16 protein-coding genes are annotated in these 14,445 nt (G+C 59.0%); 8 read left to right on the forward strand and 8 right to left on the reverse strand.

Annotated features, from left to right (window positions below):
* Positions 1 to 6 precede the first annotated feature (6 nt).
* Positions 7 to 249 (reverse strand): hypothetical protein, encoded by a 243-nt coding sequence (locus tag ACMXYJ_RS22550; protein ID WP_415756994.1) that lies wholly within the window; start codon positions 247 to 249, stop codon positions 7 to 9.
* Positions 215 to 1,183, reverse strand: a complete 969-nt coding sequence (locus ACMXYJ_RS22555; protein WP_415756995.1) for a DMT family transporter — start codon at positions 1,181 to 1,183, stop codon at positions 215 to 217. The genes ACMXYJ_RS22550 and ACMXYJ_RS22555 overlap by 35 nt, the downstream gene beginning before the upstream one ends.
* On the opposite strand from ACMXYJ_RS22555, the gene ACMXYJ_RS22560 reads away from it, so the two are divergent.
* Positions 1,152 to 2,228, forward strand: coding sequence for a LysR family transcriptional regulator (locus tag ACMXYJ_RS22560; RefSeq protein WP_415756996.1), 1,077 nt, complete (start codon positions 1,152 to 1,154; stop codon positions 2,226 to 2,228). The genes ACMXYJ_RS22555 and ACMXYJ_RS22560 overlap by 32 nt on opposite strands.
* Before the next feature lie 139 nt (positions 2,229 to 2,367).
* Positions 2,368 to 2,877, forward strand: a complete 510-nt coding sequence (locus tag ACMXYJ_RS22565) for a YkgB family protein (protein ID WP_415756997.1) — start codon at positions 2,368 to 2,370, stop codon at positions 2,875 to 2,877.
* 45 nt (positions 2,878 to 2,922) lie between these two features.
* Here ACMXYJ_RS22565 and ACMXYJ_RS22570 read toward each other — a convergent pair whose 3' ends face one another.
* Both ACMXYJ_RS22570 and ACMXYJ_RS22575 read right to left on the reverse strand, forming a co-directional pair.
* Positions 2,923 to 3,768 (reverse strand): AraC family transcriptional regulator, encoded by an 846-nt coding sequence (locus ACMXYJ_RS22570; RefSeq protein ID WP_415756998.1) that lies wholly within the window; start codon positions 3,766 to 3,768, stop codon positions 2,923 to 2,925.
* A gap of 25 nt (positions 3,769 to 3,793) precedes the next feature.
* Entirely contained in the window at positions 3,794 to 5,467 is a 1,674-nt protein-coding gene (locus tag ACMXYJ_RS22575; RefSeq protein WP_415756999.1) for a hypothetical protein, read from the reverse strand.
* Between the two features lie 184 nt (positions 5,468 to 5,651).
* Here ACMXYJ_RS22575 and ACMXYJ_RS22580 point away from each other — a divergent pair, with 184 nt between their 5' ends.
* The 4 genes from ACMXYJ_RS22580 to ACMXYJ_RS22595 all read left to right on the forward strand — a co-directional run bounded on the left by ACMXYJ_RS22580 (position 5,652) and on the right by ACMXYJ_RS22595 (position 9,180).
* Positions 5,652 to 6,092: a phage infection protein gene (locus ACMXYJ_RS22580; protein WP_415757000.1), complete on the forward strand. Its 441-nt coding sequence runs from the start codon at positions 5,652 to 5,654 to the stop codon at positions 6,090 to 6,092.
* Positions 6,093 to 6,245: 153 nt separating this feature from the next.
* Positions 6,246 to 6,818 carry a chorismate mutase gene (locus ACMXYJ_RS22585; protein ID WP_415757001.1) on the forward strand — a complete coding sequence of 191 codons (573 nt, stop codon included), beginning with the start codon at positions 6,246 to 6,248 and terminating at the stop codon, positions 6,816 to 6,818.
* Positions 6,819 to 6,854: 36 nt separating this feature from the next.
* Positions 6,855 to 7,283: a nuclear transport factor 2 family protein gene (locus ACMXYJ_RS22590; RefSeq protein ID WP_056743778.1), complete on the forward strand. Its 429-nt coding sequence runs from the start codon at positions 6,855 to 6,857 to the stop codon at positions 7,281 to 7,283.
* Positions 7,284 to 7,464: 181 nt separating this feature from the next.
* Positions 7,465 to 9,180: an amidase gene (locus tag ACMXYJ_RS22595; protein ID WP_415757003.1), complete on the forward strand. Its 1,716-nt coding sequence runs from the start codon at positions 7,465 to 7,467 to the stop codon at positions 9,178 to 9,180.
* A gap of 153 nt (positions 9,181 to 9,333) precedes the next feature.
* Here ACMXYJ_RS22595 and ACMXYJ_RS22600 read toward each other — a convergent pair whose 3' ends face one another.
* Complete coding sequence (locus ACMXYJ_RS22600; RefSeq protein WP_415757004.1) at positions 9,334 to 9,723, reverse strand: c-type cytochrome; 390 nt, start codon at positions 9,721 to 9,723, stop codon at positions 9,334 to 9,336.
* Positions 9,724 to 9,761: 38 nt separating this feature from the next.
* On the reverse strand, positions 9,762 to 10,727 hold the full coding sequence (locus ACMXYJ_RS22605; protein ID WP_415757005.1) for a GlxA family transcriptional regulator: 966 nt from the start codon (positions 10,725 to 10,727) through the stop codon (positions 9,762 to 9,764).
* A 105-nt stretch (positions 10,728 to 10,832) separates the two neighbouring features.
* Here ACMXYJ_RS22605 and ACMXYJ_RS22610 point away from each other — a divergent pair, with 105 nt between their 5' ends.
* Together ACMXYJ_RS22610 and ACMXYJ_RS22615 are read left to right on the forward strand one after the other, a co-directional pair.
* A complete protein-coding gene (locus ACMXYJ_RS22610; RefSeq protein ID WP_415757006.1) occupies positions 10,833 to 11,402 on the forward strand; it encodes an acyl-CoA thioesterase in 570 nt (189 codons plus the stop codon).
* A 95-nt stretch (positions 11,403 to 11,497) separates the two neighbouring features.
* Entirely contained in the window at positions 11,498 to 11,812 is a 315-nt protein-coding gene (locus tag ACMXYJ_RS22615) for a DUF7693 family protein (RefSeq protein ID WP_415757007.1), read from the forward strand.
* Here the strand turns inward: ACMXYJ_RS22615 and ACMXYJ_RS22620 are convergent.
* Positions 11,796 to 13,070: a glucarate dehydratase family protein gene (locus ACMXYJ_RS22620; RefSeq protein WP_056743766.1), complete on the reverse strand. Its 1,275-nt coding sequence runs from the start codon at positions 13,068 to 13,070 to the stop codon at positions 11,796 to 11,798. The two genes, ACMXYJ_RS22615 and ACMXYJ_RS22620, sit on opposite strands and share 17 nt — an antisense overlap.
* Entirely contained in the window at positions 13,067 to 14,431 is a 1,365-nt protein-coding gene (locus tag ACMXYJ_RS22625; protein WP_415757008.1) for an MFS transporter, read from the reverse strand. Before ACMXYJ_RS22625 ends, ACMXYJ_RS22620 begins: the two co-directional genes overlap by 4 nt.
* Positions 14,432 to 14,445 lie beyond the last annotated feature (14 nt).

Below are 14,445 nucleotides of genomic sequence, written 5' to 3' on the forward strand. Positions count from 1 at the left end.
CCGATTTCATTCGAGCAACTGACGACGCCCGGCGCCCGGGGACATGAAAAACCAGTGATAGGCGTCTCCCTGCGCGGCAGCGCGAAGATGGGCAAGGCATTGATCGACGATGTCAGGCATCGACGCGGTTCTTTCGTCAGCAACTTCGCCGAAGGCGGCGGCTTTCTGAAAACCGATGCCAGCCTTGCGCGTCCAGAAATCCAACTGCATTCGTTCAAAGAGCCACAATAGCTTTACCGCGATTGCCATGAAACGCACCAATCGCTTTAACGACCCCCACACCAATCAGTGTGATGCCCAACGCTTCAGGCACCGTGGGCCACCGGTAGTAAAACAGCAGCCCAAGACAAGTAGCGAAGACCATTTCCAATGACAGCAACTGGCTGGCCAGTGTCATGGGAAGGCGCTGGGAGGCGATGGTCCAGGCCCATGCGCCGCCAATCGACGCAACGGCCGCCAATACAAAAGCGGGAAGGTATAGGTGGCTGAAAGCGCTTTGCCCGAAACCAAGCATGGGAGCGTTGAACACATCCATGGCCGTACCCACCGGGATGAACAGGAGCGTTTGCAGGCTGCCTCCAATCATCATCATGGCGGTCCAGACCCAGGCATTCATGCCGGGCCTTTTCATCAGCGCTTTTTGATTGGCCAGCCCAAACCAGACCCACAGTGCGACCGCCGCAAGTGACGCGCCGATCCCGAGCGCCAGCGTGGTGTTTGATTGCCCTTCGAACCGGGCAATGCTCTGGCCGTTGACCAGGAGCAAACCGAGCACGGCCAGTGCAAAAGGCACTTGAAGCGAACGCCAGGAAATCGTGCCCCGAACATTTCCGCTGATGGCCAGCACGACGGGCACGAGCCCTAAAAAGGCCGGCGCGACGACGGGGCCAGCGTACGTAGCGGCGATGATGACGGCGATGAAATAACCCACGTAGCCGATGAATCCCAACCCGGCAGTGACGAGCCAATCATTGAGGGTCAGATGACGCCAGGCTTTGAAATTGGCCATCAGGATCAGGGCGCCGATCAGCCCGGAAATGATGAATCGGCAGGCGGCAAGGTCAAATATCGAATACTCACCAATGACCAGAGGGGCGACAAAGTTCATCGACCATGTCAGGGAGGCCAATACCGCGGCGCTGATTCCTGTGATGGATAAACGATTGCTGTGTGAGTCTTTCATCACCGACCTCTGTAGAGGAATTCGATTAGGGGTGGGTTCTTGGGATCGAATTCTCGACGGTGACAAAACAAAAGGTAATTCATTGCTTTTGACCAGCACCTGTTCCATAACGGAACAAAACGAGGTGCATATGGACAGGTTTAGCGATATGGCGATCTTGATCACCGTCGTTGATGCGCGCGGCTTTTCGCCCGCCGCCCGCAAGCTCAAGATCACCCACTCGGCGATCAGCAAAAGAGTTCAGCGCCTGGAGGATCGGCTCGGCACGCAGTTACTGTCGCGCACGACGCGAACAATGACACTGACGCAAGCAGGCGAAAGGTATGTGCAACTGGCTCGGCCAATCCTGGAGGATATACAGGCGCTGGAAGCCGCCGTTGTGCATGATTCCGATGCGCCGAGGGGGACGTTGAAGGTGTCTGCGCCCAATGCGCTCGGCCAGTACCATGTGGTGCCTGCGCTGATCGACTTTATGCGGCTCTATCCCGCCATAAAGATCGATTTGACCCTGACCGACGCCCTTATCGATATCAGACATGAGCGCATTGACGTCGCGATACGAAGCGGTGTGCTATCCGATCCAAGCCTTGTCGCTCTTAAACTAAGTGCCAACGAGCGCCTTGTTTGCGCCTCCCCGGCTTATCTCGAAGCCCATGGGGTGCCTGCTGAACCTTGCGAACTCGCTGACCATCCCTGCTTGAAACTCAATTTTGAAAGCCGGTTCAACGACTGGGAATTTCGGACGTCCACCAGCAGGGCGATTCCGATCGAAGGAGGGTTTACCTGCAACAGCCTGGACGCTATTCGCACGTTATGCCTGGCGGGCACGGGAATCGCTCGCCTGCCCAAATACATGGTGAACGAGGATGTGCAAGCCGGGCGCCTGATACCGCTGCTACAGGCGTTTTCAAGTCCAACCGCCTCGGCCATTTATGCGCTCAGGCCGGCTGGCGATTATGTTCCGGCCAGAACTCGCGTGTTCATCGCCTTTCTTGCAGAGCGCCTCACGGCAGCCTGCCTGAATGACTTTCAAGACCTGCAGTGAGTCAAGACGATCTGCACTGAACGCAATACGTTCAGAAGCCACCAGCGTGGAATCAAAGGCAACACTGTCGTCACTCCCAACGTAAACCGCGTTGGGCTCCTGAACAGCGTTCGTCACCACACTCTTGGAAGCCTTGATCATGAAAACCTTAAGCATTGAGAACCACAGAACCAACAACGCACATAACAATTCAACGCTCGGGAATAAAACCATGGCGTTTGGAACCTACGGTGCTTACTTTGCGCTCGCCGTCATTTACTTCTGGTTCGGCGGCATGAAGTTCACACACTACGAGGCGCAGGGCCTGGTTCCGCTGGTGAGCAACAGCCCTTTCCTGGGGTGGGTTTATGACATCTTCAGTGCCGATACCTTCTCCAGCTTACTCGGCGTTCTGGAGGTCTCGATCGGTGTTCTGATTGCAGGTCGCCTGCTCTCACCCAAGCTTTCATTGATCGGTGGCGCGTTGTCTGCCGGACTGTTTTTCACCACCTTGAGCTTTATGTTTTCGACGCCCGGCGTGATTGAACCCGGCCTCGGTTTTCCGGCCATTACGGTTGCGCCGGGTCAGTTTCTCCTCAAAGACATCGGGTTGCTTGCCGCTTCTATATTTGTGGCCGGCCACTCTCTGACTGAGTTGGAAAACCGTTAAACCGATGACTTTCCTCCCGGAATGGCCTGAAGCAATTCGATGCTTTCAGGCCATTGCCCCATCATCCTCTCCGGCTAAATCTTTCATCCAGTCCCGAGGGCTGTAGCCCGTTTTGCGGCGAAACGCGCGGGCAAGTGCCGAAGGGCTTTCATAACCGACCTCGGCCGCGATGAGCGTAATCGGGCGCCCTTCACGCAGGCGCTTCTGCGCCAGGCTGATACGCCAACTCAACAGATAATCTGCGGGTGTCTGCCCTGTAACGGCCCGGAAATGCACGGCGTAGGCAGCGCGCGACATGTTCGACTCGCTCGCAAGCTCTGCAACCGACCAGGCACGATCCGGTGCGTTGTGTATCTGTACCAGCGAGCGCGCCAGCCGCATATCGGCCAGTCCAGCCATCATTCCGATTCGCAACTGGTGGTGGTCGAGCAGATGCCGAAACAACAAGATGATCAATAGTTCGAACAAGCGATCCAGCGCAGCCTCCCGGCCACAATGTCCGCCTGCCGCCTCACTGAACATCCATTTCAGTGTATCGGCCAGCAGCGGTAGCTCATCCAGGGACAACACCAGACAATCGGGTAACGAAGCGGACAACGGGTTATCGACCCCGCCCTCAAACTTCATCGACGCACACAAGAGTTGAGCCCCCCCGGGCTCACCGGCGAACAGTTGATGCCGGCTTGGGCGTGGCAGAAAAATCAGACTGGGCTGGGTAAGCAGCAAGTCCTTGCGGTCAGCCCCCTGCAACGTGACGCTACCTGCCTGCAGCAGGTGAATATGACCGCGCTGGTCAGCGCCATCGTATGACGCCATGCCGCAAAGATTGCCGTTGTAAAACACGCTTGCGCGCACGCCGAACTGCGACAACAACGTAGACAAGCGATCCATAGGCAATCTCCGGCGCTTTCGTGCATCACTGACAACACCCCGCTCCAACACGGCAAAAACACGAGGCCTTAATCTCCACATCCGCCCGGGCCATGGCCAAAGCAAGGCGCGTCTGGGCGGCAGCCGCTTCGGCATCCAGGCCCAGTCGTTTCAGGCATTCCACATAACCGTGCAGGCTCCACACATTGTCCAGATGCCAGGACGCACGACTAAGTGTGTTGTCCAGTCCCAGATCGGCTCGATAGGCCTGCAACGCTTCTTCTACCCTGCCCTGCTCCAAAAGTAACGCACCCAACGCATGCCTGACCGGTTGCATCCAGCCCCATGGCTCGTCGTAAGGCAGGTCGTCGTCCAGAGAAAGTGCCTGGCGCAAATGGGCGAAGGCCTCGTCGTAATTGCCCTTACGGTACTCGATTTCCCCGCGCAGCATGCCTGCGGCAACCGCCAGAATGTCGGTGCATTTATTGTTGAAGAGGTAGCGGGTGTCCGGCACTCGGGTCCAGGCTTCGAGGAATAGTCGCTGTTCGGCTTCTGCGGCGGCGATGTACCCGGTGGCCGCGTGCGCCACGCCTCTGGCGTAATGCAGCATCGCCGTGGTCACGCAGTACAGCGCCTGGTCGTTGGGCAGCGGCGTGGCGAGGATGTCCTGCCATTTGCCGAAGCGAATCTGCACATGCACCTTCATCGACACGAAGCCTTCCAGCCAATCGGCCATGGGCGGCTGCTCCACGCGCAGCAGTTCTTCCCTGATGGTCGACGTCAACTGATCGGCGGCTTCCAGGGCCGGTTGGTACTGCCCGAGGAACATCGCCGAATAGAGTTTGAAGTGGTAGTTGTGGCATCGATACAGGGTGTAGAAGTTGAGCGGCCCTTCCCGCTCCAGGTATTTGCTGTCGGCCAGGATTGCCCGGCTATTGGTGACCATGGCCCCACGGTAATCACCGCAGAGCACGTCGATGTGCGACGGCATATGCCGCAGATGTCCCGCATCCGGCACCAGGTCACGCAGGACATCGCCGGCGCGCAATGCCCGTTCCGGGTAGGGCGACATTTCCAGGGTGTGAACGTACATGTGCAGCACGCCGGGGTGCGGCGCATCGCCGTGCTGCTCCATCCGCCGCAGCGCCCGCTCCAGCACCGCTACCGTTTCAAGCGTGTCGGCGCCCGGTGCCGGTTTACCGGTTTTCAGGTCCCACAATTGCCAGGGTGTGCGGTCGATCAACGCTTCGGCAAACAGCGCAACGACATCGGGATCGTCGGGAAAGGCTTTATAGACATCGTGCATGGACGCCGCATAGGCATCGTTCCACGCGAAGAGTTGGTCGAGGCTGGTGGCCTGATCGGCTTGGTAACGCTGCGCCAGCGTGCAGATCAGCGCCTGCTCCACCGGTGTTGCGCCGTCGATATGTGCCAGCGCGTTTTGTGTCGCCCGCCGGGCCTGGGCCACGGCCTCTTTCAACTCCTGTTCGATGAAGGCATCCCAACGCTTGTTGTAGTTGGGGCCCGAAGCGTAAGCGATGCCCCAGTAGGCCATCGCGCAATCGCGGTCGTGTTCGATCGCCTTGTGGAAACAGCGTATGGATTCGTCATGGTTGTAGCCGTAACACCATACCAAGCCACGATCGAACCAGCGCTGGGCCTCGGGCGAATTGGTCGTCACCGGGCGGCTGTAGGTGCCTAAATCGTAATAGTCGTGCATCGATTTATCCTCTCGACCAGACAGGTCCAGCATACCCCCGCGGTTCTGGCTGAGCGGTAGAGCCGACGACAGGAGGATCATTGCCGGCGTCGATAGTCACCATCAACTCAATGAAGTTCTCATAAAAAATCCGCAGCGTAACATCAGCGCCATACCCAACAAACACACCCCGGAGCACACCCTCATGAAACGCCAAATCCTTCTCAGCATCGCTTTCTCGGTTTTTGCAGTTAACGCTTTCGCCGCTACCTCTGCTCACCCGGTTGTCGCTGAAGGCGGCTCGGATCGCCTGATTGAAAGTCGTGTGGCTGAAGGTGGTTCGGATCGTCTGATTGAAAGTCGCGTCGCTGAAGGTGGTTCGGATCGTCTGATCGAAAACCGCGTTGCTGAAGGTGGTTCGGATCGCCTGATCGAAAACCGCGTCTCTGAAGGTGGTTCCGATCGTCTGATCGAAAACCGCGTCGCTGAAGGTGGTTCGGATCGCCTGATCGAGAAACGCGTTGCCGAAGGTGGTTCCGATCGTCTGATCGAAAACCGCGTTGCTGAAGGTGGTTCCGACCGTCTGATCGAAAACCGCGTTGCCGAAGGTGGTTCGGATCGTCTGATCGAAAACCGCGCTGCATAAATGAATGGCTTTACCGAAGCACTCAACGAAAAGCCCGGCCTGACAAGCCGGGCTTTTTCGTGCACAAAATAAATCGATCCCTGCTTAATGCCTCTGCCGCACCTGTGATACATAACACCTGATTGTGAGTCCCGTACCCAATGAGGTTTACCCATGCTCCACTCCCCTCGCTTACCGCAACTGCTGATCTGCGCCGTCCTCGGTTTACTCGCCGGCAACGCGCAGGCCAGTGCGCCCTCCCCGGCGCCGGACAGCTTGCAACCACTGCTGGTAACGTTGAACGAACGCCTGAGCATTGCTGATCTCGTGGCGCTGACCAAGTGGGACAGTGGCAAACCGATCCAGGACAGTGCCCGGGAAGCGCAAGTCATCGCCAACGCCAGGAAGCTGGCCGTTGAGCGCAAACTGGACCCGGACGAAATAGCCGAATTAATCGCCGCACAGATTGAAGCCAACAAGCTGGTGCAGTACGGGCTGGTGGCCCAGTGGCGAGCGGCAGGCAAGGCACCTGACACGCCGCGGCCAGACCTCGCCAATCAAATCCGGCCACAGCTCGATGAGCTGCAAAACCGCCTGTTGCAGCAATACGCCGCCTTCGCGCCCTACCGCAAAGACCCGCAATGCGCGAACTGGCTAGCCAAAGAACGATCCAGCCTGATCAAGGACGGTCTTCATGGTCAGGCACTGATACGCGCCACCGGGGAACTGTGTGTCGCTGATCGATGACAAGGTAACCAAACAACAAAAATACAGGAGTTGAAAATGTCTGAACTGAAACTGCACCCCAAAGCCGCAGAATCCCTGAACCAGTGGCACGACATGATCAGCAAGGGTGACTTGAGCGCCCTGCCCGGTTTGTTGGACCCACAGGCGATATTCCGGTCCCCGATGGCGCACACGCCTTACCCGGGTGCAGCCGTGGTATCGATGATTCTCAACACGGTCATCGAGGTATTTGAGGATTTTGTCTACCACCGGGAACTGTCGACCGCAGACGGCCTGAGCGTCGTCCTGGAGTTCAGCGCCAACGTCGGCGGGAAAGCGTTAAAGGGCATCGACATGATCCGCTTCAATGAACAAGGAAAAATCGTCGAGTTTGAAGTGATGGTCCGTCCCTTGAGTGGCCTGCAAGCCTTGGGCGAGCAAATGGGGCAACGCCTTGGCGCTTATCTGGCAGCCAGCAAAGCCTGAAGACGTTGCATCACCTTGGGCGATGCCTCTGCTCCCCGCTTGGTGTTAAATAGAGCGCGTAAAGCTGCGCAACGAGAACACCGATGAATACCCATTTTGAGATTAGTGATGTCCCTGAGCCCAACATTCAGCGCGATGGCAACATTCATCGCGTCGTCCATCAGCAGACGGTGGTAACAGCATGATCGAGGTCACCGAAGTTTCCATTGCCGAACTGCGTGCTGCGCTCGAGTCAGGCCGAACCACTGCGGTTGAGCTGGTTCAGGCCTATCTCGCCAGGATCGATGCCTACGACAGTCCCGACACGCCCACCGCCCTCAACGCGGTGGTGGTTCGAAACCCCGAGGCGCTGAACGAGGCGCTGGCGTCCGATGCTCGTCGGGCCAAGGGCGAGACGCTGGGTCCGCTCGATGGCATTCCCTATACGGCCAAGGACAGTTACTTGGTGAAGGGGCTCACCGCCGCCTCCGGCAGTCCCGCCTTCGCGAACCTGATTGCTTATCGCGATGCGTTCACGATCGAACGGCTTCGCGCGGCTGGCGCGATCTGCCTGGGCAAAACCAATATGCCGCCGATGGCAAACGGCGGCATGCAGCGCGGGGTCTACGGCCGCGCGGAGAGCCCGTACAACGCTGACTATCTCACCGCCCCCTTCGCCTCGGGATCATCGAACGGCGCCGGTACGGCAACTGCCGCCAGCTTCGCGGCATTCGGCCTCGCGGAAGAAACCTGGTCGAGCGGACGCGGCCCTGCATCGAACAATGGTCTGTGTGCCTACACGCCTTCGCGCGGGGTGATTTCGGTGCGCGGCAACTGGCCGTTGACGCCGACGATGGACGTTGTCGTGCCGTTTGCCAGAACCATGGCCGACATGCTCGAGGTGCTCGACGTGGTGGTGGCGGATGATCCCGACACCCGTGGCGATCTGTGGCGGATGCAACCCTGGGTGCCGATTCCGAGTGTCGCCTCGGTGCGCCCCGCTTCCTATGCCGAGTTGGCCGTGAAGTCCGATGCACTGGCAGGAAAGCGCTTCGGCGTGCCGCGCATGTACATCAACGCGGATCCCGAAGCGGGCACGAGCGATGCGCCTGGTATCGGAGGTCCGACGGGGCAGCGAATCATCACCCGTCCTTCCGTGATCGGGCTCTGGGAAGAGGCTCGCAAAGCACTCGAAGCCGCTGGCGCCGAAGTCATCGAGGTCGATTTCCCTCTGGTCTCCAATTGCGAAGGTGATCGCCCGGGTGCGCCGACCGTATTTACGCGGGGCCTGGTGTCCAAAGAATTCCTGCATCATGAGTTGTGGGACCTGTCGGCCTGGGCGTTTGATGATTTTCTGCGGGCCAATGGCGATCCCAAGTTGAATCGTCTGGCCGATGTCGACGGACCGCAGATTTTCCCCCACGACCCGGGCACGCTCCCCAACCGGGAGGACGACCTGGCCGCTGGCATGGACGAGTACGTGAAGATGGCCGAGCGTGGCATCACACCGTGGGACCAGATCACCACCGTGCCTGACGGATTGCGCGGACTTGAACAGACGCGCCGAATCGATCTTGAGGACTGGATGGATCGGTTGGGGCTCGATGCGGTGCTGTTCCCGACGGTGGCCGACGTGGGTCCGGCGAATGCCGATGTCGATGCGAAGTCTGCGGATATCGCGTGGAGCAATGGCGTCTGGGTCGCCAACGGCAATCTTGCCATCCGGCACCTGGGCGTTCCCACGGTCACGGTGCCGATGGGCGTCATGCCGGACATCGGCATGCCCGTCGGGCTGACATTCGCCGGTCGTGCCTATGACGATTCGACGCTGCTGCGCCTGGCTTCGGCGTTCGAGTCGATCGGAACAAAACGATTGATCCCGCCTCGCACCCCACCTTTGCCGGTTGGCAAGCAATAGAAAGGGCGGGATTGGGGCTTTACACGCTCCAATCCCGTCCACTGGTTGAACGTCGCCCCGGCAATCAGCGCCAACGTCGACGGAGAACTGTCAAAAGGCGTTTTTCGACGAGGTGCAACCAGCCATGAAATGCCTTTCGAGCGTCACAAAGTCCTATTGCGGCTGGAACGTCTGAAGGTACGCCAACAGGTTGTCGATCTTTTCCGGATCGCTGAGCCCCCAGAAAATCATGCGGGTGCCGGGCACCACTTCTTTTGGATCTTCGAGGTAGGCGGTCAGTGTTTCGCGGGTCCAGACGATACCGGCTGATTTCATCGCATCGGAATACTGGTAATCCGTGGTGCTGCCCGAAGGGCGTCCAAAAATGCCATTGAGCTGCGGCCCGAATGAACCGCGCGCCGACTCCCCGACCTGATGGCAGCCGCCGCATATCCGCTTGAACAGTGTCGCACCCGCTTCAGCATCGCCGGCCGCTTGTGCTTGCGCGCTAAACACCCCTGCGCTGAGCATCAGGGCGAAGGTGAGTACGGCGGTTTTCTGCATGTTCTGCTCCCGATCATTTGTGGCTTGGCGCAAGTGAATCAACTCGCACCCGGTTGAAACTTCTTCCTGTACGCCGCTGGCAGCAAACCCACTCGCTGGCGGAACAGTCTACGGAACGAATTACCGTCTTCGTAACCCACGGCGTAAGTGATGCTGTCGAGTGTCATTCGGGTGGATTCAAGAAGCTGTTTGGCCTTCTCCAGACGCAGGGTTTGCAGGTAGGTAATGGGCGTGTAACCGGTGGCCTCCTTGAAACGCCGTTTGAAGTTCCTGACGCCGAACCCGAATTGCTGGGCGACGTCATCAATCAGCAGCGGCTCTTCGAAGTGTTCCTCCAGCCAGTGTTGAACCCGCAGGATGTCGCCATCCCCATGGTTCTTCGGCAATGACCACATGACGTATACCGATTGCTCGCTGCGCACAGCGTCGACCAGCAAGTACTTGCCGCACTTTTGCGCCAGTTCCAGTGAAGCGAACCGGCGCACGAGGTGCAGCAGAAGATCCATGGCGGCACTCGCGCCCCCGCACGTGATCACGCGATTGTCCTCGCAGAGGATCTGCGTCTCCTCCAGACGGACCTCGGCATACCGACGACGAAACAGGTCGGCAAAGGCCCAGTGCGTGGTAGCACGAACGCCATCCAGCAGGCCCGTTTCGGCCAGCATGAACGCCGCCGTGCACATCGACGCCACCACGGCACCCTGCGCATGCTGTTGACGCAGCCATGGCCCATAAGCTGAAAAGGCCGGCAAGGCGTCCTTCAAGGTGAAGAGGAATCCGGGGATCAGCACCAGGTCGGTTCGCGGGATCTCGCCGGTGGACAAGTCCACGCGCAACGTCTGCCCTCCCCACGCGGCGACATCATCCCCATCAAGCGAGGCGATGACCACTTCAAAAGGCGCACCGGCCGTGTCGGCGAACAGGTTGGCGGCGCTGAGCACTTCCAGGGCCATCGTGGCGCTGGCGGCGGAACATTGATCCGCCAGTAAAAGCGTGACGTGCATATATGATCCTATTGCGCTTTTCGCATGGAAAAAGTCATTTGCGCACCTACCTTACCCGATCCTTCCGCCCTAAAGTGCACCGGTCATTCAATCAACGGCGTACTTATGAATCTCTGGTTCCGACTTTTCCTCATGCTGTTTCGTCGTCCGTGGCGCAAGCCCGTTGACGCCTTGGCCACCACCATTGTCCACATGCGCGTCTGGCCGCTCGATCTCGACCTCAACCGACACGTTACCAACGGCCGGTATTTCACCCTGGCCGATATCGGACGCATGGACTACGTGCTGCGCAGCGGTGCATTCCGGGTGGCGCTGCGTAATAAGGCGGTGCCTATCGTTGGCGATACTTGGGGCAAGTTTCGTCGTGAGCTGAAACTGTTCGAAGCCTTCGAGATTCACACCAGGATGCTTGGCTGGGACAACAAGTGGAGCTTTATGGAACACCGCTTCGTGAGCAAGGGACGCGTGGTCGGCGTCGTGGTGATGCGGGGTCTGTTCCGCTCTACCAAAGGCACGGTTGCACCTGGCGAGTACGCCCGGGAGCTGGGCTTGTCAGAACAATCGCCGCCGATGCCGACGTGGCTGACAGACTGGTCGCAAAGCTGCAACGACATGAGCCGTGAGCTTCGAGAGGAAGAAGGTCAGCCTGCCCGGCGCCCGCAGACCGTCGAATAAACTCGACGCGCCCGCTATCCGCTGACAGGCTCAAGCGCACACTCTATCCTGTGTACCCCGAACCTACGCTTGCCACGATTTCACCGGAGACATCAGTGCCGCCCCTGACCACCCGCGAGGTTTACCAGCAATTGCGCGACGCCGCGCTGGAAGTTCGGCATTTAAAGCGCCTCGACGAACAACCCGAGCCGGGCCAGGTACAGGTCGATATCGAGGGCTGGCGCCTGACCCTCGACTTCGACGGCAATCACCTGCGCCACTGCCAACGTTGCCAAAGCCCGGACGGCCGCGTGGGTGAGTTCGATAGTTGGCAACGTTACGGCACTGACCCGGTCAGTTTGCTCAGCACCTGGGAGCAGGCGCAGATCGAGCGCCTGTGCACTACTTCCCTGATCAAAAACGCGGTTTGACCGCCTTCCACTCCGGTTTGTAACGCTGCATCTGTTTCACGTCATCGCGCTGACGAATGCCGCACGTCAGATACTGGTCGTGCAGCTTGCCCAGTTGATCGTGATCCAGCTCCAGGCCCAACCCGGGCGCGCGGGTGATTTTCACGCAGCCATCGACGATGGGTATTTTGCCGCCCTTGATCACTTCTTCATCCGGTTCCTGCCACGGGTAATGCGTGTCGCAGGCGTAATCCAGATTGGGCACAGCGGCGGCGACATGCGCCATCGCCATCAGGCTGATACCCAAGTGCGAGTTGGAATGCATCGAAACGCCAAGGCCAAAGGTGTCGCACATTTTCGCCAGCGCCTGGGTGTCGCGCAGGCCGCCCCAGTAATGGTGGTCGGCGAGGACGATCTGCACGCTGTTCAACGCCACACTGCGGCGGAACTCATCGAAGTCGGTGACCACCATGTTGGTCGCCAGCGGCAGGCCGGTGCGTTTGTGCAGTTCGGACATGCCGTCCAGGCCCGGTGTCGGGTCTTCGTAATATTGCAGGTCATCGCCCAGCAGTTCGGCCATGCGAATCGAAGTTTCCAGCGACCAGTTGCCGTTCGGGTCGATGCGCAACGGGTAACCGGGGAAAGCCTTTTTCAGCGCCTTGATGCACGACACTTCGTGCTCCGGCGGCAGCGTGCCGGCCTTGAGTTTGATGCTCTTGAAACCGTTGGCTTCGATCATGCGCCGCGCCTGGGCGACGATCTGTTCTTCGTTCAGCGCCTCGCCCCAACTGTCAGGTTTGTAGGGTGAATCGACATGCTGCGCATACTTGAAGAACAGGTAGGCGCTGAACGGAATCTCGTCGCGAATCGCACCGCCCAGCAAGTCCACTAATGGCACGTTCAACGAGTGCGCTTGCAAATCCAGGAACGCCACTTCGAACGCTGAATACGCGTTGCTCACCGCTTTGCTGGCGTGGGAGCCTGGCGCCAGTTCCGCACCGGCAATGCTCGCCGGTTTGTTCGCCGCCACGGTGGCTTGCACGATGCGGCGCAGCTGATTGAGGTTGAACGGGTCGAGGCCGATCAGTTGGTCTTGCAGTTGCTGCTGGATCAACAGCGCCGGGGCGTCGCCGTAGCTTTCACCCAGGCCAATGTAGCCGTTGTCGCTTTCAATCTCGATGATCGAGCGCAGCGCAAAAGGTTCGTGGATACCACTGGCGTTGAGCAGCGGCGGATCACGGAAAGCGATTGGGGTGACGGTGACTCGTTTGATTTTCAAGAAGCTGCTCCCTTTGAACGTGAACTCAAGACTGGATGACTGATGGATTTTTCAGGCGTTGCGACGTCGCCACGCGGTGCGGTGCGAGCGAAAAAGATCACCACAGCCGCGACCAGTGACGTGGCCGCCAAACCGTAGAGGCCGCCTTCGATGGAACCGGTTTTTTGCTCCAGGAAACCGAACGCCGTCGGGGCGACGAAACCGCCGAGGTTGCCGATGGAGTTGATCAAGGCGATCACCGCAGCGGCGATGCGAGCGTCCAGATAACCTTGCGGAATCGGCCAGAACAATGCCGAGGCGGCCTTGAAACCAATGGCGGCAAAACAGATGGCGACGAAGGCGAAGATCGGCCCGCCGGTGGTGGACATGAACATGCCGAACGCGGCGATCACCAGGGTCAAGGCTACCCAGGCTTGCTGGTGTTTCCATTTGCTGGCCATGGCGGCGAAGCCATACATCGCAATGATCGAAATGATCCACGGAATCGAGTTGAACAGGCCCACCTGGAAGTCGCCGAGGTTGCCCATTTTCTTGATCATGCTCGGCAGCCAGAACGTGGCGCCGTAGATGGTCAGGGCGATGGAAAAGTAAATGAAGCAGAACAGCGCGATTTGCTTGTCGGCCAGCAGCTTGAACATCGACGGTTTGACAGTTTGTGTGGCTTCGCGGGCCTGTTGTTCCAGCGCGATGGCGTCAACCAGTGCGTCTTTTTCTTCGGCGCTCAGCCATTTCGCCTCGCGCGGGTGGGATTGCAGCCAGAACCACACGAACCCACAAAGCACGATCGAGGCAAAGCCTTCGATCAAGAACATCCACTGCCAGCCATGCAGGCTGAAACCGCTGACGTTCAACAGCGCGCCGGAGACGGGACCGGAGATCACCGAGGCAATGGCCGAACCGCTGAGGAAAATCGCCATGGCCTTGCCGCGTTCAGTCGACGGCAGCCATTGGGTGAAGTAGTAAATGATGCCGGGAAAGAAGCCTGCTTCGGCTGCACCGAGGACAAAACGCAGCACATAGAAGCTGGTTTCGCCGCGCACAAACGCCATGGCCATCGCCGCTGCGCCCCAAGTGAACATGATGCGCGTCAGCCAGGCGCGAGCACCGTAGCGCTGCAACAGCATGTTGGAGGGGACTTCGAAGATCGCGTAACCGATGAAGAACAATCCGGCACCCAAGCCATAGGCGGCTGCGCCGATGCCAAGGTCAGTTTCCATGTGACTGCGCACGAAGCCGATGTTGACGCGGTCGATGTAGTTGACGATGAACATCACCACAAACAGCGGCAACACATGGCGCTTCACCTTGGCCGCTGCGCGGGCGAGCACATTCGGGTCCGGCGGACTCTGGACGGTATTCAAGGGGCAACTCCCAA

The sequence above is a fragment of the Pseudomonas arabinosi genome, assembly GCF_047758675.1.
Classification (GTDB): Bacteria; Pseudomonadota; Gammaproteobacteria; order Pseudomonadales; family Pseudomonadaceae; genus Aquipseudomonas; species Aquipseudomonas arabinosi.